Genomic DNA, 20410 nt, shown 5'->3' on the forward strand with positions numbered 1-20410 from the left:
GTTTAACTAACCCTATTATTGCAAGTATCGTATAAAATGGACTAAAATACAACAACTACAGTATAATTTTCCTCCTATTTTTTCAAAAAAATTCAAAATGAGAGGGGTTTAGACATGGATCGACGTCCAGAAAGCAGTGAGTATCTTGAAGAATTATCAAAGTATGTCGATTTAGTGCCAGTTGAAGGGGACATTTGTACTGTTTTTAGAGCGCAGACGGATGAGATTTGTAGCTTTATTTCGAACCTTACGGAAGAACAAGGAGAGCATCGTTACGCTCCTGATAAATGGAGTATTAAGCAAATGGTTGGCCATCTAGCGGATACTGGAAGAATTATGTCTTATCGTTTGTTGCGCGTTGCAAGAGGAGATAAGATCCCGCTGGCGGGCTTTGATGAAAAGGACTATGTGCCTACCGCAAATTTTGAAGCACACACTCTAGAAAAACTACTGGCTCATTACAAGCTTGTCCGAGAGTCAACGCAAGCTCTGTTGGACACTTTGCCGGAAGATGCATGGACTCGTAAGGGAACGGTTAACAATGCAACCATCTCCGCGAGAGCAGTGGCGTGCGTATTGATTGGGCATGATCATCATCATTTGAATATTCTTAAAGAAAGATATCTGGTTTAATCGAGTTTTATTTTAAAAAAAGCATTCCTGAGGCCATTGCGGCTTCGGAATGCTTTTTTAGCTAAAGGTATATATTTTGGGCTCCCCCGCAATGTACCTGAGTAAGTATCGAAGCAAAGCCTCACTTTGTGGGTATATTTTATAGTGGAGGATTCTTGTGACATTTACGGCACACTGGATAGTAGGCTTCATTGCCGCCAATTTGGATTTGCTTGCCGCTGTATACAGGCTTACCATTTTCTACTCTTAGAGCCATTGTTGCTTTACGCTCGCAGAACCAGCAAATGGTCTTCATTTCCTCGATTTTATCAGCGTAAATCAGCATGTATTTGCTGCCTTCAAATAGCTGGTTCTGGAAATCATTTTTAAGTCCAAATGCCATAACGGGAATGCCTAGTTCATCCACAATCCGTACTAGCTGAAGAATGCAGTCCTTGCTTAGAAATTGACATTCATCAATTAGTACACAGTGGGGTTTGGGCTGGTTACTGCTGACGATATTATAAATATCGGTATTCTCGTCGACGGGTATGGCCTGTTTCCGCAGCCCAATACGGGAGGAGATAAAACCAACTTCGTCCCGATCGTCTATGGATGGAGTGAAAATGAGCACCGATTTCCCTTGCTCTTCATAATTATGCGCAACCTTGAGTATCTCAATAGATTTACCGCTGTTCATTGCTCCGTATTTGAAAAACAATTGTGCCACTTCCATCTATCCTTTCGTATAAGCCAATTATCTAATCTTAAAAATGCGACCTTATTAGAGTATCATATTCGTGTCAGCTGTATCCAGTGAAAACATTGCGATAGAATTGAATGTGGTATGATAAAAGGAATCATGTGATTGGAAAGGAAGTAATATGTGTGACTGAAAAAATAGACGAATACAAGGAACGGTTAGCTCTGATTCAGCAGAATGGAAATCTTTCTATCGAGGCTGAGGCTTTGCTGGAAGAGATGATGGCAGATTTGGTGGAATTGAATCGAAGCAATAAAGCGCTGCGGCGGGCAATAATGAAAACTGGGCAGGCTTCCACAATGTCGACTCGTTTAAGGGATGCACTGTACGAATAGAAAAAGAGGGTATGCGAATGGGTTTGATTTTCTCTTTTCTTAAAAAATATAAAGTCGCTGCAATAGCTGCCCTAGTGATGATGCTTATTGAACTAGCGGTGGAATTGTCACAGCCTTTACTCATTTCCAAAATTATTGACCAGGGCATTAAAGAACAAAATTCCTCTGTAGTATGGCTCTGGGGCGGTGTATTGATCGGCAGCGCGGTAGTTGCGTTTATAGCTGGGGTATTAAGTTCTTTTTTTGCTGCCCATGCGAGTCAGAGCTTTGCGTTTGATCTTAGGGACAAGTTATATGAAAAGGTACAATCGTTTACATATGAAGTATTCAATCGGTTTGCCACCTCGTCGCTGATCACGCGTCTGACCGGCGATGTATCGCAGCTGCAGGACACTATATTTATGAGCCTCCGCTTTATGACACGGGTGCCACTGGTTGTGGTGGGCAGTGTGATTATGGCATTGGTTGTTCATGTGAAGCTGGGGTTATTTCTCACTGTAGCTCTACCTTTGTTGCTTCTCTTCCTTTACTTCATCATGAGAAAAGCTTCTTTGTTATTTCGCAACGTACAAAATCGGCTAGACGGTGTGAATGGTGTAATCCAGGAGAATTTAACGGGAATTCGCTTAATCCGTGTGTTCGTGCGCATGGGACATGAGATTGGACGTTTCACGGTCTTTAGCGGGAATTTGATGAAATCCACGGTATCTGCGCTACGTTTGACAGAGACAACGATGCCATTTGTTATGCTTATTGTGAATGCAGCGATTATGTCGATCCTATGGTTTGGACGGATTGAGATTGCAAATGGGGATGCTACTTTAGGAGAAACTGTTGCAGTTATTAACTACTCTTTACGAACCATAGGAGCGTTGTCAGCTATATCTGGACTTGTCGTTACAATTTCCCGAGCAAGTGCCTCCTCACAGCGTATTACAGAAGTGATGTCAGCAGGCGCTGGAGTTAAGGAAGGCGGAGCCGCAAAGGGCGAACCAATACAGGGTCACGTCCAATTTGAAGGCATCAGCTTCAAGTATCCTGAGAGTGATATTTCGGTGCTAGAGGATATTACTTTTGAAGTTGCTGCTGGTGAGCGTGTAGCGATTATGGGAGCCACCGGATCAGGAAAGTCTTCTCTTGTCGGTCTAATCCCACGTTTATATGAAGAGACAGAAGGTACCATTCGCATTGATGGGCAAAAGAGCACCGATATCGATATTTCAAGATTGCGGCGATCGATCGGTTACGTTCCTCAAGAACTGCAGCTCTTCAGCGGATCGATTCGCGATAATATCGCTTGGGGCAATGAACATGCCACACAGGAACAAATCGAACACGCAGCAGCTGCCGCACAAATTCACGCAACAGTGATGGATCTGCCCAATGGCTATGATACAATGCTTGGTCAGCGAGGGGTAAATCTGTCTGGTGGACAAAAGCAACGCTTGACCATTGCTCGGGCGCTTGTGAGGAAACCTGCTATTTTGATCCTCGATGACAGTACGAGTGCGCTTGATGCTGTGACAGAAGGACTTTTGCTGGAGGCACTGAAAGAGATTTCATGTACAACCTTCCTGATTACTCAGAAGATCAGTTCTACTGCATCTGCAGATTTGATTCTGCTGTTGGATGAAGGACGCTTAATCGGTAAGGGAACACATGAGGAGCTTATGACAAGCTCTGCGCTGTACCGCAAGATTTATGAATCACAGGTAGAGGAGGCGAAGCAGCATGTTCAAAGCAATTCTTGAACCCTTTCGTCACCCAAAACCTGTCATTGAGCTTGGAGCAGGAAGAAGCCTTGGTTCAGCTGCTGGAGGGAAGCCAAAAGCAAAGGCGAAGGATTGGGGCGGCACGCTCATGCGGATTTGGAGCTACCTTGCCGAGCGTAAAGCTAAGCTTTTTCTCGTTCTCTTAATGGTAGTCTTCAGCTCGGCTTTAGCACTGCTCGGGCCTTATATGATTGGTAAAGCTGTGGATGATTATCTGGAAGGCACTGGCGGACGATCGTGGACGATTTTTCTGATCAGTCTAGCTAGTGTTTATATCTTCTATTCATTAACTTCTTGGCTGCAAAATATATGGATGATTGAAATTGCCCAGGAGACCGTATTTCGGATGCGCACGGAGTTGTTTTCCCATCTTCATCGCTTGCCCATCTCATTTTTTAATCGGAGACAGCAGGGCGAAATTATGAGTCGCCTCACCAACGATATTGAGAATGTCAGCTCTACGCTGAATAGCTCAGCTATTCAGATCTTTTCCAGTGTTTTGACATTGCTCGGCACGGTGGGGGTAATGCTCTGGCTCAGTCCTCTACTGACGCTGCTCACGTTCCTGGTTGTGCCGTTAATGTTATTAGGCATGCGCTGGATTACTCGGCGTACGGGTCCGCTTTTTAAGGAACGTCAGCGCAATGTGGGTGAGTTAAACGGTTATATAGAAGAGACGTTATCCGGTCAACGGATTATCAAGGCTTTTTCACAAGAGGAACGGGTCATTGCCGGATTTCATGAACGCAATGAGCGAATTATGCTCTCTGGATACTGGGCACAGTCGATTTCTGGCTTCATTCCTAAGCTGATGAATGGACTTAATAATTTGAGCTTCGCTATTGTGGCTGGAGTCGGTGGTTTGTTAGCGATTCGCGGAGCGATTACGGTCGGTGTGATTATTGTGTTTGTAGAATATACGCGTCAATTTACTCGCCCTCTTAATGACTTAGCGAATCAGTGGAATACACTACTGTCAGCGGTTGCAGGAGCGGAAAGAGTGTTTGAAGTGCTGGACGAAGAGACGGAAGCTAAAGATGAAGGTGCAGCCACTTCGCTGGTTAAAGTTGAAGGTGCAGTGAAGTTCGAAAAGGTATCTTTTTCATATGACGGAAGTTCTAACACACTGCATGATATTAGCTTTGAAGCGAAGCCTGGTGAGATGATTGCCTTAGTAGGACCTACCGGTGCCGGCAAAACAACACTTATCGGGCTGTTATCTCGTTTCTATGATCCTAATCAGGGTAAGATTACGCTGGATGGCTTAGATGTCACTTCGATTCGGCGTGAAAGCCTGAGGAGCCATATGGCGTTTGTATTGCAGGACTCCTTTTTATTCAAGGGCAGCATCCGCGATAATATTCGTTACGGTAGACTGGATGCTTCCGATGAAGAGGTCGAGGCGGCGGCCAAGCTGGCTAACGCTCATTCTTTTATTATCCGAATGCCGGAAGGTTATGATCGAATGCTCTCTGCAGATGGTAGCGGCATAAGCCAAGGACAGAAGCAATTGCTATCCATTGCAAGAGCCATTCTTGCCAATCCTTCGATGCTTGTTCTTGATGAAGCCACTAGCAGTATCGATACGGTGACAGAGATCAAGATTCAGGAAGGACTTCAGGCGCTAATGAAGGGACGAACCAGCTTCGTTATTGCCCATAGACTGGGTACCATCCGTGCAGCTGATCGAATTCTTGTTCTTCAAGGGGGCAGATTGTTGCAGCAGGGCTCCCATGAGGAGTTGTTGAAGCAAGGTGGCTTGTACAGCGAGTTGGTGCAAGGCGGTCGTAGAGAAATACTTGATAAGGCTAGGCTTTAAGCTGTGCATAAAAAGGCGGGAGTTTTCAAGGAAGCGCAGGTCGCGTCCATGAAAACTCTCGCCTTTATGTAATGTGTGGATTTTCATTATACATTGAAGTGAGTTGTCGGATGGTTTAATTGCAGAATGTGCAATAGATTTCGATTGTACAATGAGGGGATGATTATGCTGCTTATGAGATCGTTTCTTGCGCGGCAGCTTGTTTCGCTTTTTGTTTCTCCTTGAACCGAGGGCCAACATAATTACGTTTGCGGTCTCTTGCCAGAATCCAGCCGCCAAGGAAAGTCATACCTGCTGCAAAGAGCAGAAACCCTCCGCCGAAATGCAGCCAAGCAAAATCTGGAACAACGGTTTCATCGCCGTGCATAGAGATATAATCAAAAATATCGTCCTTCATCATTAAGAAGCCCTTCATTGCAATTAAACCAGGAAACACAAGAATAAGGATGGCAATGAAGCGTGAAATTAATAGTTTCATAAGTGTCTCCTACCCCTCTTAGCCCATTAGATTCAACCATATGATAACGCTTTAGTAAGAAAAAGTCCATTTGGATATGACGTTTATAAGTTTTGTAATACGCTAAAAAGAGAGTACAATATACAATGTAAAATGAACTTACGTGTAATGACTGGAGGATACATATCATGACAATTTCATGTGACGTGGCCATACTTGGCGGAGGAACCGGGGGATATGTGGCAGCCATTCGCGCTGCTCAGCTTGGAAAGTCCGTCGTCGTCATCGAAATGGACAAACTGGGAGGAACCTGCCTTCACCGTGGCTGCATCCCTAGCAAATCGCTGCTCAGAAGTGCAGAAGTATATGCTGAAATCAATGAGAGCGAGAGCTATGGCATTGAGACAAGCGGAGTACAGCTTGTATTCCCAAAAGTACAAAAGCGCAAGGAAGCGGTAGTTGAACAACTTCATCAGGGCGTACAATATTTGATGCGCAAAAATAAAATACAAGTTATTAAAGGCAAGGGGCGCGTGACGGGTCCCTCTATTTTTTCACCGCGTAGTGGTGCTGTTGCTGTGGAACTAGAAGACGGTGAAATGGAAACAGTGGTCTCTAACCATCTTATTATTGCTACAGGATCTCGTCCGCGTGTATTACCTGGTCTGGAACCAGACGGGAAAGTTATTCTTAGCAGTGACGAAGCGCTCACCCTCGACGAGTTACCCTCTTCCATCATTATTGTTGGAGGCGGAGTAATTGGGGTGGAATGGGCCTCTATGCTGGTTGATTTCGGAGTACAGGTTACGGTAGTTGAAGCTGCTAGTCAGTTACTCCCTCAAGAGGATGAAGAAGTAGCTAAAGAACTGCAACGTTTACTTAAAAAACGTGGTGTTAAAGTACTGACTGAAACTACAGTGGATGCTGCAACCTGCAAGGTAACGGACGATGGAATTTCGATCGATGCCCGTAAGGGAGAGCAAACTCAAAGTCTATCTGCAGAAAAGCTGCTTGTATCCGTAGGTAGAGTAGCGAATGTAGAGAATATTGGTCTGGAAAATACAGATATTCGCTTTGATAAAGGAATTATCGCTGTAAATGCTAGTATGCAAACGGCTGAGCCGCATATTTATGCGATTGGCGACTGTATCGGTGGGCTACAATTAGCTCATGCCGCTAGCCATGAAGGTATCATGGCGGTAAATCATCTCTCCGGTGAGAAACTTCATCCTTATCATACACATCTTGTACCGCGTTGTGTCTACACACGTCCTGAAGTTGCGAGTGTGGGTCACACTGAGAAGGAAGCTAAAGCATTGGGACATGATGTAGTAACTGGTAAATTCCCCTTCTCGGCCATTGGCAAGGCGATTGTGTACGGTCAGAAGGACGGGTTTGTTAAAGTTGTGGCGGACCGAAGCAGCGGAGATATTCTCGGTGTGCAGATGATAGGTCCGCATGTTACGGATCTAATCGGGGAAGCTGCATTGGCTCAACTGCTGGATGCAACACCTTGGGAGGTTGGCGAGGCTATTCATGCTCACCCTACACTTTCGGAGATCGTTGGAGAAGCAATGTTAGCTGTAGATGGAAGATCTATCGGGATTTAGCTTTTCTTTTTGGGTAAAAAGGGATTATAATAAACTCAAGCCAAGTCTTAGTACCAGGTTTTAAGATCAGGATACAATTGGTCTTAAATCCTGTAAGACTCAGGCTTTATGAATAAGGAGGTATCTCTTTATGGAATCCCAAGATACTGTAGAAACGATTAACAGACATAAGCAGCTTGGACTAAGTGACGGCCAGGTCATCGATATGTACAGATATATGCTGCTCGCACGTAAATACGACGAGCGCAGTCTGCTGCTTCAGCGCGCTGGCAAGATTAACTTTCATGTCTCCGGCATTGGCCAGGAGGCGGGTCAGGTAGCAGCAGCATTTGCGCTGGACCGGCAGAATGATTATTTTTTACCTTATTACCGTGATTATGCTTTCGTACTCTCCGTGGGTATGACTACTCGTGAATTGATGCTGTCTGTGTTCGCAAAGGCAGAAGATCCAAACAGTGGTGGGCGGCAAATGCCAGGTCACTTTGGTAGTAAGCGTCTGCGTATTGTGACAGGCTCAAGTCCTGTAACCACGCAGGTCCCTCATGCGGTTGGTTTTGCTTTGGCAGCCAAAATGCAAAAGAAAAAATTCGTCTCATTTGTAACCTTCGGGGAAGGCTCTAGCAACCAAGGCGATTTTCATGAAGCTTGTAACTTTGCCGGAGTGAATAAGCTACCGGTTATTATCATGTGTCAGAATAATCAGTACGCGATCTCTATTCCTGCTCACAAACAGCTTGGCGGTAAGGTCAGCGACCGAGCTCTGGGTTATGGGTTTCCAGGTGTGCGTGTAGACGGCAATGATCCACTGGAAGTATATCGTGTCGTTAAGGAAGCTCGGGAAAGAGCACTTGCGGGTGAAGGTCCTACGTTGATCGAAGCCATGATGTACCGTTTATCTCCACACTCCACCTCGGATAATGATTTGGCTTATCGGACCAAAGAAGAGGTTGATGAGAATTGGAAGAAGGACGGCGTAGCAGGATTCCGAAATTACCTAATTGGTCTGGGACTTTGGAGTGACGAGCAAGAACAAGATCTTATTGCTGAATGCAATCTTGAGCTTAAAGCAGCTATCGAATATGCTGACAACGCTCCGTTTCCGAAACCGGAAGATACACTGCTGCATGTTTACAGTGATTCCGACCTGAAAGGAGGAGCATAAACCATGGCTATAATGGAATATATCGATGCCATTCGGCTCGCGATGAAGGAAGAAATGGAACGCGATGAATCCGTGTTTGTGCTTGGTGAGGACGTGGGTCTCAAAGGTGGCGTATTTACCACAACAAAAGGCCTGCAAGAACAGTTCGGAGAAGAGCGTGTACTAGATACACCGTTAGCGGAATCAGCTATAGCTGGTGTGGCGATTGGTGCAGCTATGTATGGTATGAAGCCGATTGCTGAAATGCAGTACTCTGACTTCATGCTTCCAGCAACGAATCAAATCATTAGCGAAGCGGCCAAAATCCGCTATCGTTCAAATAACGATTGGAATTGCCCGGTTGTCATACGTGCGCCTATCGGCGGCGGTGTATTCGGCGGTCTATACCATTCTCAGTGCCCGGAATCGATTTTCTTCGGTACACCAGGATTGAAGATTGTCGCACCTTACTCAGCTTACGATGCAAAAGGACTATTGAAGGCAGCCGTACGTGATCCTGATCCGGTTTTATTCTTCGAGAACAAAAAGTGCTATAAGCTGATCAAGGAAGAAGTGCCACAAGGTGATTACATTGTTCCAATTGGCGAAGCTAATCTGCTGCGTAAGGGAACAGATATTACGGTTATTGGTTATAGTTTGCCGTTGCATTTTGCGATGCAAGCAGCAGAAGAATTGGAGCGCGAAGAAGGCATTACAGCGCATATTCTGGATCTGCGGACCTTGCAGCCTCTTGATCGTGAGGCGATCATAGCTGCTGCTCGTGAGACAGGGAAGGTTCTTATTGTGCACGAGGACAATAAAACGGGCGGTATTGGTGGCGAAGTGGCGGCGATTATCGCTGAACATTGTCTATTTGAACTAGACGCGCCGATCTTCCGTCTTTGTGGTCCCGATGTTCCAGCGATGCCAATCAGCCCGCCAATGGAGAAGTTCTTCATGCTTAGCAAAGAAAAAGTGAAGGCGGAAATGCTTCGACTGGCGCAATATTAAAATAGTTGAGTGGACGCGAAGCTTCGTAAAACTTAAAGATTATGCTTACGATGCAAGTTTTACTGCGAAGTATTTCTAAGAAGCGAAGCTTCGTAAAACTTTTAAGATTATGCTTACGAAGTGAGTTTTACTTCGTAAAACATTTGAGGAGTGAAAAGATGTCTGACAACCAAAAGTTGACTGACGTGATCATGCCGCAGCTGGCGGAATCGCTAGTATCGGCGACGATCGGCAAATGGCTGAAGAAACCGGGCGATCCGGTAGAGCAATACGAACCAATATGTGAGCTTATTACAGATAAAGTAAATGCTGAATTGCCTTCAACAATAGATGGAGTTATGGGTGAACTATTGGCGGAAGAAGGTCAGGTTGTCAATGTCGGCGAAGTCATTTGTCGTATTGCCGTGCCTGTGACTGCATCTGCTGCTGCAAACGTGACTAACACTAACACAGTTGCAGCTAATAATGTTGCAGAACAAAATGCGACTTCAACTGCTAACGATACGATGCGTGCACGCTACTCTCCTGCGGTACAGACTTTGGCGGCTGAGCATAACATAGATCTGACTTTAGTTATGGGTACTGGTATGGGGGGCAGAATTACCCGTAAGGATGTGCTGGCCTTCATCGAAAGTGGCGGAGCTACATCTCCAGCTTCGATTTCTGCTAGTCAACCAACCCCAGTGGTATCACAACCGCCTGCTCCACAGTTCATTCAAGCCCAAGAGAAGAAGGCGGAAGAGCCTCTTCGCCATTCGGGTCTACATTTGAGCGAATCTCCTCGTATTCCAACAATTGAAGTCGAGGGTGGCCGAGGCAGCAGTTCGGAATACCTGATTGATGTAACACCAATCCGGAATACAATCGCTACAAGAATGCGCCAAAGTGTCTCGGAGATTCCGCATGCTTGGACAATGATTGAGGTAGATGTGACTAATCTGGTCGCACTGCGCAATAAACATAAGGATGAGTTCAAGCGTAAGGAAGGTATCAATCTAACCTATCTGGCTTTCATGATGAAGGCTGTTGTGAGTGCGATTAAGGATTACCCGATTATGAACTCTGTCTGGGCTGTAGACAAAATTATTGTCAAACGTGATATTAATATCTCGTTAGCGGTAGGTACTGAAGATTCGGTTATCACTCCAGTAATTAAGAAGGCTGATCAGAAAAACGTTGCCGGGCTGGCACGTGAGATTGATGAATTGGCACAAAAAACCCGCGAAGGCAAACTGAGTCTGGAAGATTTGCAGGGAGGGACTTTCACTGTAAATAATACCGGCTCATTTGGCTCCATTCTTTCTTATCCAATCATTAACTATCCACAGGCAGCGATTTTAACGTTTGAATCAATTGTAAAAAGACCTGTGGTCATTAACGATATGATAGGTGTACGGTCAATGGCTAATATTTGTCTGTCGCTGGATCATCGGATTCTGGACGGAGTGATTTGCGGTCGTTTCTTGCAACGCGTCAAGGATAACATTGAAGGATATACCCCAGATACAAAACTTTATTAAAAAATAATAACGAGCCAAACTGTGCAGGCATGAGACTGAAAAAGGGGACCTGACGGTATGAATAATTCGGATATTCGTAAGCTGCAGATTTCATATGACCCTATTATGGAGTATGGGGAGGCTTGGGATCTGCAAAAGGAAAGTGTGCACGCCATTGATGCTGGTGAGCAGCCGGAACGATTGATTCTTTTGCAGCATCCGCCTACCTATACTATTGGTTCACAGAATCATCCCGAACATCTTCTTCTAGATGAAGAGCAGCTCAAAGAAAAAGGAATTGCGCTGTTTGAAATCGACCGGGGAGGAGATATTACATATCACGGACCGGGTCAGCTTGTAGGTTATCCGATCCTTATGCTCGGTGAAGAAGGTAAGGTAGATTTACGCGGGTACTTGCGCAGTCTGGAAGCAGTGATTATTGATTATTTGGCATCCTACGGAATTGTAGGGGAACGGAAGCCGGAGTATACAGGGGTATGGGTTGGCGACGAGAAGATCTGTGCCATTGGTGTCAAGTTTAACAAAAGCAAATTCCGAAGAGGGTTTGTTACTAGCCATGGTTTTGCTTTTAACATTTCTGAAGGAATATCTGGATACGGCTTTCAAGGGATTATTCCATGCGGTATCACTGAATTTGGAGTAACTTCCCTAGAAGAGTGTGCAGGTCGTCATTTTGAACTACAAGATGTGGCCAAAGAATTGGTTCCATATTTCCTAAGACACTTTCCTTATGAAGAGCAGGATGAGTTCTTTGGCACTATGGCTTAAGGTTTAATAACGAACTAACATGCAAGCCAAATAGCGGCAAGGGGGTCCCTAGCCGCTATTATCAATGTTCCTTGTGAAGAGATTATCCTGCAAGGAAAGGCTCGATAACCATAAAGAGCGTAGAGGCAATCATGGCGAACAACATGACGTAGATGAAGATTTTGAACCACTTATTACGTTGCATGAGTAACTCCTTTAGATTTAGTTTAAGTTAATAGCATGAAGATGGATGGTCTTTCTGTACAACCATTGTAACGTATTCACGAAAGAGAGGGAAGTCCAGTGATTTCACAAGACAGATTGATTCAAGAATTTATGGAGCTTGTCCAAGTTGATAGTGAAACAAGAAATGAACGGCAGATTGCCGATGTGCTCAAGAGCAAATTTAACGCTCTTGGCTTAGAAGTTACCGAAGATGATTCCCAGGAAAGAACTGGACATGGAGCGGGTAATCTGTTCATTACCTGGCCGGCTGAGAACGGTGGATCTGCGCCAAAGCTTCTGTTCACTTGCCATATGGATACAGTTGTTCCTGGACAAAATATCAAGCCTACGCTCGGCGCGGATGGATGGATTACAAGTGACGGCACTACGATCCTTGGAGCAGATGACAAAGCTGGGCTAGCTGCACTGTTCGAAGCGATCAGAGTGATTCAAGAGCAAAAATTGCCACATGGTCAGATTCAGTTCGTAATTACTGCGGGTGAAGAATCTGGATTGCTAGGTGCACGTTCGATGGATCCGAGCAATTTGGATGCAGACTTCGGTTTCGCACTCGATTCCAATGGTGAAGTCGGTGCGATTGCAGTTGCGGCACCTACACAAGCTAAGATTACGATGCAAATCTTCGGGAAATCAGCTCATGCAGGTGTTAATCCAGAAGACGGCATCAGTGCGATTCAAGTAGCCAGCAAAGCGATTGCTGCCATGAAGCTTGGTCGGATCGACAACGAAACGACTGCGAATATCGGTAAATTCGCTGGCGGCGGACCTACGAATGTGGTTTGCGATCACGTTCAATTGGACGCAGAAGCACGTAGTATCGTGCAGGAAAAAGTTGGCGATCAAATCGCTTCGATGCGTGAAGCACTGGAGACCACTGTCCGCGAATACGGTGCAGAATGCGAATTCCGCAGTGAAATTATTTATCCGGCGTTCAGCTTTAATGAAAATGATCCAGTGGTACAGCTTGCACAGCGGGCTATCACTTCTATGGGTCTTACGCCGCGTCTGTTCCACTCTGGTGGAGGAAGTGACGCTAACGTATTCAATGGCTTAGATGTTCCGACCATTAATCTCGCTGTAGGATATGAGCATATTCATACCACTAAGGAACGAATTAAAGCCGAAGATATCGTTAAAGTGGCTGAGCTTGTAGTAAATATTGTTAAAGAGAGTGTGAAGGGCTAACCTAAAGTTCTTTTAATTAAATGAAGGAGCTGCCTCCAAGTTATTAAGCTTGGGAGCAGCTCCTTATATTTATAAAAGCATGTTTGATTAAGAATTCACCCTGCTTTGGTTGGAATGATCTTGGATTGATCCTTTAGGGAGAGAATGTATGAGAGAGGCATATCGGGCCCATACCGCTCTATCCACCTAGATAAAATGGCCTTGATTTCCTCCGGTTTACCTACCATTGTAACTGCGGATGAGCTTGTACGGCTGAAGATTTCGTTCATCTGAAATTCCTTCTTTCCCTTTAAGTTTGCTATAATACACCGTATGCACAATAGAGAAAAAGGAGACCAGAAACTTTATGGGAGAACAACATTTGCACAGCAAACCCGAGCTTGATGAAGTGACATTATCTACACAGCCTGTTTTTGATGGGAAGATTATATCTTTACAGGTGGACACAGTGAGACTGCCTGATGGAAATACTGCGACACGTGAAGTTGTGAAGCATCCCGGCGCCGTAGCGGTGCTTGCTTTAAACAACAACAAAATGCTTGTTGTAGAGCAATACCGTCAGCCCATGCAACGCACTGAAGTAGAAATTCCGGCTGGGAAGCTGGATAAAGGTGAAGATCCATTAGTTGCGGCTGGTCGTGAACTTCAAGAAGAGACTGGATTTCACAGTGGAGATCTGAAATTGCTTAAATCCTTCTATACTTCTCCCGGCTTCGCCGATGAGATTATTCATTTGTATGTGACTACTAATGCAAAGCCAGGGGATATGTCCCTGGACGAGGACGAATTTCTAGAAGTTTCGGAGCTTACCCTGGAGGAAGCGTATCAATATATGGCTGACGGGCGCATCGCGGACGCGAAGACGATGATGGCAGTGTATGCTTGGCATCTATATACGCTGACAGGCCAATGGAATTAACAACTGAATTGAAGAGTTTCTATTGCGATCTGCATGTTCATATTGGACGAACGTCGGAAGGACAAGCGGTCAAAATCAGCGGCAGCCGCGAGCTTACCTTTGCGGGCATTGCCAAAGAGGCTGCAGAGCGCAAGGGACTAGAAATGATCGGTATTATTGATAGTCATTCACCAGGCGTTCTACGTGATATTCAGCGTTCCTTGGAATCTGGAGAGATGACGTTAGCTGAAGGTGGAGGGATTGCTTACCGAGGGACTACGATCATTCTGGGAACAGAGATTGAAATCCGCGAGCCTGGGCGAAAAGAGTGCCATGTGCTCGCCTACATGCCGGACGTGGAGCGCATGACCGATTTTAGTGCGTGGATGAGCCGCTATATGCGGAATGTGAATCTAAGTTCCCAGCGCCTGTATGCTCCGGCTAGGGAGCTTCAGGATGAGATTTATGGGCGGGGAGGCATTCTTATCCCTGCACATATATTCACGCCTCACAAGGGCTTGTACGGCTGTGCAGCGGAGCGTATGGCAGACATCTTTGATCTGGATCGCATAGCAGCAGTTGAGCTAGGGCTGAGTGCAGATTCGGAAATGGCGGGTTATCTTTCTGAGCTGGATGACTTCACATTCCTAACGAATTCTGATGCGCATTCACTGGGCAAACTAGGTCGCGAGTATAATGTAATGGCGTTGGCACGACCTTCTTTTGCTGAACTACGACTCGCACTAGAACGTAAGGAAGGGCGGAAGGTAACTGCCAATTTCGGACTTAACCCCCGGCTGGGTAAATACCACCGAACCTACTGCGGAGGTTGTGGCAGTATTATTGACGAAGCTTATGTCACATCGGAACGCTGCCAGTATTGTGGCAGTCTTAAATTGGTGAGAGGTGTATTCGACCGGATCCTAGATATCGCAGACCGCAAGACGCCTCTAGTACCCGCAAGCCGTCCGCCTTATCACTATCAGGTTCCACTTGAATTTATTCCAGGCCTCGGGAAGGCTAAGATGAACGCGTTACTGCAAGCTTTTGGCACGGAGATGAACATTTTACATGGTTGTGGTGAAGCGGAAATTGCTAGCGTAGTAGGAGTGGATTTGGCGGCTATGATCGTTAGAGCCCGCTCAGGCATATTGGAATTATCAGCAGGCGGTGGGGGAACATACGGTAAAGTCGTACAACCTGGAAAGTAGAGTTATTGTCCTAAGGACAAGTCATATCGCGGGACGTTTTCTCATATGGTGTAACATGTAACCGGAAAGGGGAACGTCTCGATGCGTAATTTAAGGCTGATGATGAAGGAACAGACGCCTCTGTATATTTTTGTCGGCGTATTATTTCTGGTAGGTGTTGTATTTGGAGCTCTTATCGTTAGTGCGCTTACGATGGATCAGCAACAGGAGCTGGGGGATTATCTAGGAAATTTCTTTGTAACGGTTGATCAGCAGGGTCTATCCGCAGCACCTGATTCGTACTGGAGTATAGCGGCCTTAAATCTGAAATGGATTGGGCTGATCTGGATCCTTGGATTATCAGTCATTGGGCTTCCGGGAATCTTGATTCTTGATTTTCTTAAAGGGGTTTTGATCGGCTTTACGGTCGGTTGTCTAGTAAGTCAATATTCATGGCATGGAATGCTTTTCGCATTAGTCTCCGTGGCTCCGCACAATCTGGTACTGATTCCTGTGTTGTTAGTAAGTAGTGCAGCGGCGATCGCCTTCTCCTTACAGATGATTCGTAGCCGAGTGCTAGGACAACGTCGGACGCCAGTGACTCGACCTTTTACTATGTACACCATATTGTCACTTGTAATGGCACTGTTGATTCTGGGCATTTCTAGTTTTGAGACCTATGTTACGCCGATCATGATGCGCTGGGTTACGCCTTCACTTGTACAAGCAGTGACTACCTTGGGCTTGCAGTAAAAGCGTTTGACTTCTCAAAGCGACACCCCCTATAATGGAAGAAGTGGTTTGAAGACCGGTGAGGTTATTTTCCAAGGGGGAGGGAGACAATGGAAGCTCGGATAGACAAAATTAAGCAACAGTTACAATCCCAAGGATACAAGCTTACACCCCAACGGGAAGCGACCTTAAGAGTGCTGCTGGAGAATGAGGAAGACCATCTTAGCGCAGAAGATGTTTTTATGCTCGTGAAAGAGAAAGCTCCCGAGATCGGTCTTGCGACTGTATATCGTACCCTGGAACTTCTTAGCGAGCTTCACGTCGTAGAAAAGATTAACTTCGGTGACGGTGTCGCCCGTTATGATCTGCGAACAGATACTGCGAAGCACCATCATCATCATTTAATTTGTGTGCAATGCGGTAGTATGGATGAGATTCGCGAGGATTGGCTAGGTCCGTTAGAAGAGCGACTGGAGAAAGAATTTAATTTCACAGTGCTTGATCATAGACTTGATTTTCATGGGATATGCTATCGGTGTAGCGATAAGAATAATTCAAACGGAAATCCGTCCTAAGTCATCTTATAATGAAATTCACTTCATAAGCTCTCCCCGGTTTTTTTACCGGAGAGAGCTTTTTAAATGATTGGTCTATTGGAGGTATACATATCAGTCCGTTTTGGTGCATAAGGTGAAGGACGAGCAGATCTTAACTGTATTTTAGAGGGAGGCGTCCATATGATCGTTTCTGTGCCCAAAACAGTTCGAAAGCTGTATTTTATGATCATGTTTGTGGCTCTAAGCTATTTGCTCTACAGTGCTATGAGCTGGCTTGGTGAATGGATCAGTCCGATAGAGAATTATGGAATTCCTGAAGGCTCCGCTGTTCGGGCTTTTGATCATGCCGATCGTAGTGATGATGGTCTGGATACAAGACAGCGTTTGCGCTTCTATTACTGGTATGGAGAATGAAAGCTTCGCAGGAAGCAGGAACAAGCGAGAAGAATGTCGAAGAAAACAAGGTGGATTCATGCAGCGTATACTAAATGTACACATCTGCAGAACCCTCATGCTGAATGTGCTGCAGGAAGTCACTATGAGTAGCTGCGCCAGGACAGGAGCGTGAAATAATGAAGTCACACTTGCAGCCGTTTTTACATTATTTGTCCGGAGATAAAGGCTTGTCCCCGAATACACTGGAATCTTACGGTAGGGATGTATCGCAGTTTCTGGAGTTCGCTGAAGAGCGGGGGGCTAGTCAGCCTGATGAGATCCGAAGATCGCATGTGATATTATATCTCGGCTCATTACGCGGAGCTGGTCGAGCAACAGCAACGTTGAACAGGAGCGCAGTGTCCCTCCGTGCTTTTTTTCATTATTTGCTGAAGGAACGTTTGATTGAGCAGGATCCTACACTGGACATGGAGACCATGAAGCCTGATAAGAAACCTCCTATGGTGCTTACCATTTCGGAAATAGAGCAGTTATTGGCTGCGCCGGATGTAAGTACGCCACAAGGGATGCGCGATAAGGCTATGCTGGAATTACTCTATGCAACAGGCATAAAGGTCTCTGAATTAATCTCACTTAACGTGGATGATGTGCACACGGATATGAAATTTGCGCGTTGTACAGGAACTTCTGGCAAGGAGCGGGTAGTTCCCATTGGAACCCTTGCAGCTGAGAGTGTAGCGGCTTACACTTCACTTATGCGGGACAAGCTGCTTCGTGATCACCAGGAGGAACCAGCCATGTTCCTGAATAGTCTAGGCGGAAGATTAACCCGGCAAGGCTTTTGGAAAATCATAAAAAAATATGCACGGGAAGCAAACATTGAGCAGGATATTACCCCGCATACACTTAGGCATTCCTTCGCAGCCCATTTACTGGAAGGCGGAGCAGATTTGCGTTCCGTACAACAAATGCTGGGTCATGCCGATATTTCGACGACTCAGATTTATAACGGTATAGCCCGTAAGAATATGAAGGAAGTATATGAGAGCCACCATCCTAGAGCTCGATAATTCTGCTTTAAAGATGCTTTTTGTGAGTAAGATGGTTATGATGGAATCATACTGAAAGGATAGACTGGGGAATGATCCGCAGGTTATCTTTTAGCAGAAACGGATACCTGATAAGCGGTACATTGTATCGCTAGCTTCGGAAGCGTATGTCTTCTGGAAGACGGTACAGCCGTTTCTTCTTGTTGGTACGAAAGAATATCTACATTAAAAAAGGAGTGAAGACAACAATGTCCTCATTTAAACGAATTGGTTTTATTGTTCTAGATAGTGTTGGTATCGGTGAAGCGCCAGATGCTGCGAATTTCGGTGATGCTGGGTCGCACACGCTTGGTCATATATTGGATCGTGTTCCTGGTTTGAAGCTTCCTAATCTCCAGAAGCTCGGGTTAGCTAATATTGCTCCGCTGCCACCGCTAGAGCCTGTAGCTTCACCAACAGGTTACTACGGAAAAATGCAGGAAGTATCTGTAGGCAAGGATACGATGACCGGACACTGGGAGCTAATGGGGCTGAAGATTGAGGTTCCTTTCAATACGTATCCTGACGGTTTTCCAGCAGAATTGATTGAGAAGTTCGAAGCGGCAACTGGTCGTAAGGTAATCGGGAATAAACCGGCTTCCGGAACGGAGATTCTTGTTGAATACGGCGAAGAGCAAATGAAAACCGGTGCTTGGATTGTCTATACCTCTGCGGACAGCGTATTCCAGCTTGCTGCACATGAAGATATCATTCCACTTGAAGAGCTGTACAGCGCTTGTAAAATAGCCCGTGAGCTGACGATGGCTCCAGAATTCTCGGTTGGTCGCGTGATTGCTCGTCCATATGTTGGCGAACCAGGGAAATTCGTTCGGACGCCAAACCGGCATGACTATGCTGTGAAGCCGCCAGAACCAACGGTAATGAACGCGCTGACTGATATCGGTAAGGATGTTATCGCGGTTGGTAAGATCAACGATATCTTTACAGGAGAAGGAGTTACGGCTTCTTATCCAACGAAGAGCAATGAACATGGAATCGAAGTTACTATTGAGCAGCTTCGTCAACCGTTTGACGGTTTCCTGTTTACGAATCTGGTGGATTTTGATTCTTTGTATGGACATCGTCGTGACCCAGAAGGATACGGTCGTGCACTGGAAGTGTTCGATCAGGCCCTGCCTGAAATTCTATCTACGCTCGGTGAAGATGATCTATTGATTATTTCTGCAGACCATGGTAACGATCCGATCCATAGTGGAACTGACCATACCCGTGAATATGTACCGCTCTTAATCTATAGCCCGCGGTTTAAACATCCAGAAAGTTTGGGCATTCGTGAAACCTTCTCTGATGTAGCTGCAACCATTGCTGATAACTTTGGTGCGAAGGCGCCGCAGTATGGGACAAGCTTTTTAGCGAAACTGCAATAAAAGGGTTGTGGGTTGCTCCACAACATCAATGAAGGAGGATCATCCATGAGCGCGTTAACTCAAAAAGAAATTCAAGAAGCAGCCATATATATAAAAGATAAATGTCCGGTGGCTCCGGAAATTGGATTGATCCTTGGTTCAGGCCTTGGTGTACTGGCAGACCTTATTACTGACGGAGTAAGCATTCCATATGATGAGATTCCTCACTTTCCTGTGTCTACTGTAGAAGGACACGAGGGCGAGCTTTTGATTGGTATGATTGAAGGCCGCCGAGTCGTGATGATGAAGGGCCGCTTTCATATGTATGAAGGTTATGGACCGGAGGTAACGGCATTCCCTGTACGAGTTATGAAAGAGCTTGGTATAGCCAGTTTACTAGTAACGAATGCAGCTGGTGGAGTGAACACTGATTTCACGCCGGGTGATCTTATGCTTCTTACGGATCATCTTAATATGACTGGAAGGAATCCTTTAATAGGACCTAATGATCCTGCACTTGGTGTGCGCTTCCCGGATATGTCGACCGCCTACAGTCGCCGCCTGATCCAGGTAGCGAAGGAAACGGCAGCTCAGCAGAATTTCGAGTTCAAAGAAGGCGTATATGCAGGTCTATTGGGACCTTGCTACGAAACGCCTGCTGAAATCGTAATGCTTCGTACGCTAGGTGCCGATGCTGTGGGTATGTCTACTGTATCGGAGACCATTGTTGCTCGTCATGCAGGTATCGAGGTATTGGGCATCTCCTGTATTACTAACATGGCCGCGGGAATCCTCGATCAACCTCTCAATCATGAAGAGGTGATGGAAACTGCAGAACGTGTGCGTGAACGTTTCTTGAAACTGGTCTTAGGCTTTATTCCGAAAATGTAATTTCGGGCACTGCATTTTGAATTACTGGGAGGTCATCTTTATGACACAAGTGATTAAATTTAAGCCATTGACG

General features: G+C 45.7%; 22 protein-coding genes. 18 read left to right on the plus strand and 4 right to left on the minus strand.

Annotation, left to right across the window (positions count from 1 at the left end; translation table 11 throughout):
- Positions 1 to 114 precede the first annotated feature (114 nt).
- Positions 115 to 633 (plus strand): DinB family protein, encoded by a 519-nt coding sequence (locus tag ACQKMP_RS10310; RefSeq protein WP_042190399.1) that lies wholly within the window; start codon positions 115 to 117, stop codon positions 631 to 633.
- A 139-nt stretch (positions 634 to 772) separates the two neighbouring features.
- On the opposite strand, the gene ACQKMP_RS10315 is transcribed toward ACQKMP_RS10310, so the two are convergent.
- Complete coding sequence (locus ACQKMP_RS10315) at positions 773 to 1342, minus strand: thymidine kinase (protein ID WP_042129772.1); 570 nt, start codon at positions 1340 to 1342, stop codon at positions 773 to 775.
- Positions 1343 to 1500: 158 nt separating this feature from the next.
- Between ACQKMP_RS10315 and ACQKMP_RS10320 the strand changes: the two genes are divergently transcribed.
- The 3 genes from ACQKMP_RS10320 to ACQKMP_RS10330 are packed head-to-tail and all read left to right on the plus strand — an operon-like array spanning position 1501 to position 5301.
- A complete protein-coding gene (locus ACQKMP_RS10320) occupies positions 1501 to 1710 on the plus strand; it encodes a hypothetical protein (RefSeq protein WP_042129770.1) in 210 nt (69 codons plus the stop codon).
- Between the two features lie 17 nt (positions 1711 to 1727).
- Complete coding sequence (locus tag ACQKMP_RS10325) at positions 1728 to 3461, plus strand: ABC transporter ATP-binding protein (protein WP_427469337.1); 1734 nt, start codon at positions 1728 to 1730, stop codon at positions 3459 to 3461.
- Complete coding sequence (locus ACQKMP_RS10330; protein WP_427469338.1) at positions 3442 to 5301, plus strand: ABC transporter ATP-binding protein; 1860 nt, start codon at positions 3442 to 3444, stop codon at positions 5299 to 5301. The genes ACQKMP_RS10325 and ACQKMP_RS10330 overlap by 20 nt, the downstream gene beginning before the upstream one ends.
- A gap of 172 nt (positions 5302 to 5473) precedes the next feature.
- Here the strand turns inward: ACQKMP_RS10330 and ACQKMP_RS10335 are convergent, their stop codons facing one another.
- Positions 5474 to 5779, minus strand: coding sequence for a DUF2627 domain-containing protein (locus ACQKMP_RS10335; protein WP_379424401.1), 306 nt, complete (start codon positions 5777 to 5779; stop codon positions 5474 to 5476).
- Positions 5780 to 5946: 167 nt separating this feature from the next.
- Between ACQKMP_RS10335 and lpdA the strand changes: the two genes are divergently transcribed.
- From lpdA to lipB, 5 genes are all read left to right on the plus strand, one after another.
- Positions 5947 to 7368, plus strand: coding sequence for a dihydrolipoyl dehydrogenase (lpdA, locus tag ACQKMP_RS10340; protein ID WP_042190390.1), 1422 nt, complete (start codon positions 5947 to 5949; stop codon positions 7366 to 7368).
- Positions 7369 to 7498: 130 nt separating this feature from the next.
- Positions 7499 to 8530, plus strand: a complete 1032-nt coding sequence (locus tag ACQKMP_RS10345) for a thiamine pyrophosphate-dependent dehydrogenase E1 component subunit alpha (protein ID WP_042190387.1) — start codon at positions 7499 to 7501, stop codon at positions 8528 to 8530.
- 3 nt (positions 8531 to 8533) lie between these two features.
- A complete protein-coding gene (locus tag ACQKMP_RS10350; RefSeq protein ID WP_427469339.1) occupies positions 8534 to 9520 on the plus strand; it encodes an alpha-ketoacid dehydrogenase subunit beta in 987 nt (328 codons plus the stop codon).
- 158 nt (positions 9521 to 9678) lie between these two features.
- On the plus strand, positions 9679 to 11040 hold the full coding sequence (locus ACQKMP_RS10355; RefSeq protein ID WP_427469340.1) for a dihydrolipoamide acetyltransferase family protein: 1362 nt from the start codon (positions 9679 to 9681) through the stop codon (positions 11038 to 11040).
- A gap of 57 nt (positions 11041 to 11097) precedes the next feature.
- Entirely contained in the window at positions 11098 to 11808 is a 711-nt protein-coding gene (lipB, locus tag ACQKMP_RS10360; protein WP_076284505.1) for a lipoyl(octanoyl) transferase LipB, read from the plus strand.
- Positions 11809 to 11890: 82 nt separating this feature from the next.
- Here lipB and prli42 read toward each other — a convergent pair whose 3' ends face one another.
- Positions 11891 to 11992 (minus strand): stressosome-associated protein Prli42, encoded by a 102-nt coding sequence (prli42, locus tag ACQKMP_RS10365; RefSeq protein WP_094872112.1) that lies wholly within the window; start codon positions 11990 to 11992, stop codon positions 11891 to 11893.
- 98 nt (positions 11993 to 12090) lie between these two features.
- Between prli42 and ACQKMP_RS10370 the strand changes: the two genes are divergently transcribed.
- Positions 12091 to 13218 carry a tripeptidase T gene (locus ACQKMP_RS10370; RefSeq protein WP_339266270.1) on the plus strand — a complete coding sequence of 376 codons (1128 nt, stop codon included), beginning with the start codon at positions 12091 to 12093 and terminating at the stop codon, positions 13216 to 13218.
- Between the two features lie 95 nt (positions 13219 to 13313).
- Here the strand turns inward: ACQKMP_RS10370 and ACQKMP_RS10375 are convergent, their stop codons facing one another.
- Positions 13314 to 13487, minus strand: coding sequence for a hypothetical protein (locus tag ACQKMP_RS10375; protein WP_379424399.1), 174 nt, complete (start codon positions 13485 to 13487; stop codon positions 13314 to 13316).
- 77 nt (positions 13488 to 13564) lie between these two features.
- On the opposite strand from ACQKMP_RS10375, the gene ACQKMP_RS10380 reads away from it, so the two are divergent.
- The 8 genes from ACQKMP_RS10380 to ACQKMP_RS10415 all read left to right on the plus strand — a co-directional run bounded on the left by ACQKMP_RS10380 (position 13565) and on the right by ACQKMP_RS10415 (position 20337).
- Positions 13565 to 14137, plus strand: a complete 573-nt coding sequence (locus ACQKMP_RS10380; RefSeq protein WP_076299537.1) for an NUDIX hydrolase — start codon at positions 13565 to 13567, stop codon at positions 14135 to 14137.
- Entirely contained in the window at positions 14128 to 15327 is a 1200-nt protein-coding gene (locus ACQKMP_RS10385) for an endonuclease Q family protein (protein WP_427469341.1), read from the plus strand. Before ACQKMP_RS10380 ends, ACQKMP_RS10385 begins: the two co-directional genes overlap by 10 nt.
- Before the next feature lie 81 nt (positions 15328 to 15408).
- Positions 15409 to 16059, plus strand: a complete 651-nt coding sequence (gene spoIIM, locus ACQKMP_RS10390) for a stage II sporulation protein M (RefSeq protein WP_339242821.1) — start codon at positions 15409 to 15411, stop codon at positions 16057 to 16059.
- An 89-nt stretch (positions 16060 to 16148) separates the two neighbouring features.
- The gene (locus ACQKMP_RS10395; RefSeq protein ID WP_042129744.1) at positions 16149 to 16613 is read left to right on the plus strand and encodes a Fur family transcriptional regulator; all 465 of its coding nucleotides are present in this window, start codon (positions 16149 to 16151) and stop codon (positions 16611 to 16613) included.
- Between the two features lie 162 nt (positions 16614 to 16775).
- Positions 16776 to 17009: a DUF4227 family protein gene (locus ACQKMP_RS10400; protein WP_076284510.1), complete on the plus strand. Its 234-nt coding sequence runs from the start codon at positions 16776 to 16778 to the stop codon at positions 17007 to 17009.
- A 158-nt stretch (positions 17010 to 17167) separates the two neighbouring features.
- Positions 17168 to 18061, plus strand: coding sequence for a site-specific tyrosine recombinase XerD (xerD, locus tag ACQKMP_RS10405; RefSeq protein ID WP_042190365.1), 894 nt, complete (start codon positions 17168 to 17170; stop codon positions 18059 to 18061).
- A 227-nt stretch (positions 18062 to 18288) separates the two neighbouring features.
- Positions 18289 to 19467, plus strand: a complete 1179-nt coding sequence (deoB, locus tag ACQKMP_RS10410; protein WP_042190363.1) for a phosphopentomutase — start codon at positions 18289 to 18291, stop codon at positions 19465 to 19467.
- A gap of 45 nt (positions 19468 to 19512) precedes the next feature.
- Complete coding sequence (locus ACQKMP_RS10415) at positions 19513 to 20337, plus strand: purine-nucleoside phosphorylase (protein ID WP_076284512.1); 825 nt, start codon at positions 19513 to 19515, stop codon at positions 20335 to 20337.
- Positions 20338 to 20410 lie beyond the last annotated feature (73 nt).

Origin of the sequence: Paenibacillus sp. NPDC101420, assembly GCF_050277435.1 — a bacterium.
In the GTDB taxonomy this organism is placed as follows: domain Bacteria; phylum Bacillota; class Bacilli; order Paenibacillales; family Paenibacillaceae; genus Paenibacillus_AQ.

Coding starts and splice junctions, on each gene's coding strand:
- ACQKMP_RS10415 (WP_076284512.1), top strand. CDS start 19,513: ATGAGCGCGTTAACTCAAAAAGAAATTCAAGAAGCAGCCATATATATA.
- lpdA (WP_042190390.1), top strand. CDS start 5,947: ATGACAATTTCATGTGACGTGGCCATACTTGGCGGAGGAACCGGGGGA.
- ACQKMP_RS10345 (WP_042190387.1), top strand. CDS start 7,499: ATGGAATCCCAAGATACTGTAGAAACGATTAACAGACATAAGCAGCTT.
- deoB (WP_042190363.1), top strand. CDS start 18,289: ATGTCCTCATTTAAACGAATTGGTTTTATTGTTCTAGATAGTGTTGGT.
- ACQKMP_RS10330 (WP_427469338.1), top strand. CDS start 3,442: ATGTTCAAAGCAATTCTTGAACCCTTTCGTCACCCAAAACCTGTCATT.
- ACQKMP_RS10355 (WP_427469340.1), top strand. CDS start 9,679: ATGTCTGACAACCAAAAGTTGACTGACGTGATCATGCCGCAGCTGGCG.
- ACQKMP_RS10400 (WP_076284510.1), top strand. CDS start 16,776: ATGATCGTTTCTGTGCCCAAAACAGTTCGAAAGCTGTATTTTATGATC.
- ACQKMP_RS10350 (WP_427469339.1), top strand. CDS start 8,534: ATGGCTATAATGGAATATATCGATGCCATTCGGCTCGCGATGAAGGAA.
- ACQKMP_RS10310 (WP_042190399.1), top strand. CDS start 115: ATGGATCGACGTCCAGAAAGCAGTGAGTATCTTGAAGAATTATCAAAG.
- prli42 (WP_094872112.1), bottom strand. CDS start 11,992: ATGCAACGTAATAAGTGGTTCAAAATCTTCATCTACGTCATGTTGTTC.
- ACQKMP_RS10385 (WP_427469341.1), top strand. CDS start 14,128: ATGGAATTAACAACTGAATTGAAGAGTTTCTATTGCGATCTGCATGTT.
- ACQKMP_RS10380 (WP_076299537.1), top strand. CDS start 13,565: ATGGGAGAACAACATTTGCACAGCAAACCCGAGCTTGATGAAGTGACA.
- xerD (WP_042190365.1), top strand. CDS start 17,168: ATGAAGTCACACTTGCAGCCGTTTTTACATTATTTGTCCGGAGATAAA.
- ACQKMP_RS10395 (WP_042129744.1), top strand. CDS start 16,149: ATGGAAGCTCGGATAGACAAAATTAAGCAACAGTTACAATCCCAAGGA.
- ACQKMP_RS10325 (WP_427469337.1), top strand. CDS start 1,728: ATGGGTTTGATTTTCTCTTTTCTTAAAAAATATAAAGTCGCTGCAATA.
- lipB (WP_076284505.1), top strand. CDS start 11,098: ATGAATAATTCGGATATTCGTAAGCTGCAGATTTCATATGACCCTATT.
- spoIIM (WP_339242821.1), top strand. CDS start 15,409: ATGCGTAATTTAAGGCTGATGATGAAGGAACAGACGCCTCTGTATATT.
- ACQKMP_RS10375 (WP_379424399.1), bottom strand. CDS start 13,487: ATGAACGAAATCTTCAGCCGTACAAGCTCATCCGCAGTTACAATGGTA.
- ACQKMP_RS10335 (WP_379424401.1), bottom strand. CDS start 5,779: ATGAAACTATTAATTTCACGCTTCATTGCCATCCTTATTCTTGTGTTT.